The sequence below is a fragment of the Streptomyces nanshensis genome, from assembly GCF_001751255.1.
Taxonomy (GTDB): Bacteria; Actinomycetota; Actinomycetes; order Streptomycetales; family Streptomycetaceae; genus Streptomyces; species Streptomyces nanshensis_A.
The window spans coordinates 1-2,478 of sequence record NZ_LJGW01000602.1 but is presented as its reverse complement, the minus strand read 5'-3'; the positions used below and the strand labels follow the sequence as shown (position 1 = coordinate 2,478).

At 71.3% G+C, this 2,478-nt stretch carries 1 protein-coding gene; it reads left to right on the top strand.

Annotated features, from left to right (window positions below; translation table 11 throughout):
• Positions 1–162: 162 nt before the first annotated feature.
• Positions 163–2,478, top strand: a 2,316-nt coding sequence (locus AN218_RS30105; protein ID WP_070020212.1) for a Tex family protein, incomplete at its 3' end; no start/stop codon positions are given.

Here is a 2,478-nt window from a genome sequence, read left to right as displayed (position 1 = left end):
CCCGTGTGCGGAACCATCCGCACACGGGCCCGTCCCTTGACACCGCCGCTTGACAGCCCGCGCCGTGCCCCGGCCCGGTCCGTACCTCCGTCCGACGGTGCCACCTGCCACAATGCAGGCTCACCGGGGACCACCCAGCACCAAGAAGGCGGACCAACCATCGTGACGACGACCATCGAAGGCAGGATCGCCGAGGAGCTCGGCGTACGGGAGCGCCAGGTCAAGGCCGCCGTCGAGCTGCTCGACGGCGGTTCGACCGTGCCGTTCATCGCGCGCTACCGCAAGGAGGCGACCGAGGCGCTCGACGACGCGCAACTGCGCTCGCTGGAGGAACGGCTGCGCTATCTGCGGGAGTTGGAGGAGCGGCGCGAGGCTGTCCTCGAATCCGTACGGTCGCAGGGCAAGCTCGACGAGAAGCTGGAGGAGCAGATCCGGACGGCCGAGACGAAGGCCCGTCTGGAGGACATCTATCTGCCCTTCAAGCCCAAGCGGCGCACCAAGGCGCAGATCGCGCGCGAAGCCGGCCTGGAGCCGCTCGCGGACGGGCTGCTGGGCGACCCGAGTGTCCAACCGGAGGCGGCAGCCGCCGCGTTCGTCGACCAGGAGAAGGGCGTCGCGGACACCGCGGCGGCGCTGGACGGGGCCCGCGCGATCCTCGCCGAGCGCTTCGGCGAGGACGCCGACCTCATCGGCGAGCTGCGCGAACGCATGTGGCTGCGCGGCCACTTGGCCTCCACGGTGCGCGAGGGCAAGGAGGAGCAGGGCGCGAAGTACAAGGACTACTTCGGCTACGCCGAGCCCTTCACACAGCTTCCCTCGCACCGGGTGCTGGCGATGTTCCGCGGCGAGAAGGAGGAGATCCTCGACCTGGCGCTGGAGCCGGAGGAGCCCCGCAGCCCGGAGGAGGCGCCCGCGCCGGGCACGCGCACCGCGTACGAGGAGAGCATCGCGCACCGCTTCGGCGTCCGCGACGAGGGCCGGCCCGCCGACCCGTGGCTGGCGGAGACGGTGCGCTGGGCATGGCGTACGCGCATCCTCGTACGGCTCGGGCTGGATCTGCGGCAGCGGCTGCGGACGGAGGCCGAGGACGAGGCGGTCGGCGTCTTCGCGTCCAACCTGCGGGATCTGCTGCTGGCCGCGCCCGCCGGCACACGTGCCACGCTCGGCCTCGACCCCGGTCTGCGCACGGGTGTGAAGGTCGCCGTGGTCGACGCGACGGGCAAGGTGGCCGCGACGGACACCGTCTATCCGCACGCCCCGCAGAAGCAGTGGGAGGAGTCGCTGACGAAGCTGGCGGCGCTCGCGCGCGAGCACTCCGTGGAGCTGATCGCGATCGGCAACGGCACGGCCTCCCGCGAGACGGACAAGCTGGCGGGCGAACTCATCGCCAGGGAAGCCGACTTGAAGCTGACCAAGGTCACCGTCTCCGAGGCGGGCGCCTCGGTCTACTCGGCGTCGGCCTTCGCCTCGCAGGAGTTGCCCGAACTGGACGTCTCACTGCGCGGCGCGGTCTCCATCGCACGGCGTCTTCAGGACCCGCTGGCCGAACTGGTCAAGATCGACCCGAAGTCGATCGGCGTCGGGCAGTACCAGCACGACCTGTCCGAGGTGAAGCTGTCGCGCTCGCTGGACGCCGTCGTGGAGGACTGCGTGAACGGCGTCGGCGTCGACGTCAACACGGCCTCCGCACCGCTGCTCTCCCGCGTCTCGGGCATCGGCTCGGTCCTCGCGGAGAACATCGTCACGCACCGCGACGGCAACGGCCCCTTCAAGAGCCGCCGCGAACTGAAGGACGTGGCGCGGCTGGGCCCGAAGGCGTACGAGCAGTGCGCGGGCTTCCTGCGCATCCGCGACGGTGAGGACCCGCTCGACGCCTCCAGCGTCCACCCCGAGTCGTACCCGGTCGTCCGTACGATGGTGCGCTCCGCGGGGACGGAGGTGCCGTCCCTCATCGGCAACACGGCGGTGCTGCGCGCGCTCGACCCGAAGGACTTCGTGGACGACGGCGTGGGCCTGCCGACCGTCACGGACATCCTGCGGGAGCTGGAGAAGCCCGGCCGCGACCCGCGACCCGCCTTCAAGACGGCCGAGTTCAAGGAGGGCGTGGAGAAGCTCACCGACCTCGAACCGGGGATGATCCTCGAAGGCGTCGTCACCAACGTCGCCGCCTTCGGCGCGTTCGTGGACGTGGGCGTCCACCAGGACGGGCTGGTCCATGTCTCCGCGATGTCGAAGACGTTCGTGAAGGACCCGCGGGACGTCGCCAAGCCGGGCGACATCGTGAAGGTGAAGGTGCGGGAGGTCGACGCCGGACGGAAGCGGATCTCGCTGACGATGCGGCTGGACGACGACGTCACCGGGACGGAGCCCGGCGGCGACCGGGCGTCCGGCGGAGGCGAGGGCCGCAAGCGGCAGGGTGGCGGCGAGCGTTCGTCGCGTCCGCGGCAGGGCGGCGGCCGGAAGCAGGGCGGCGGCGGT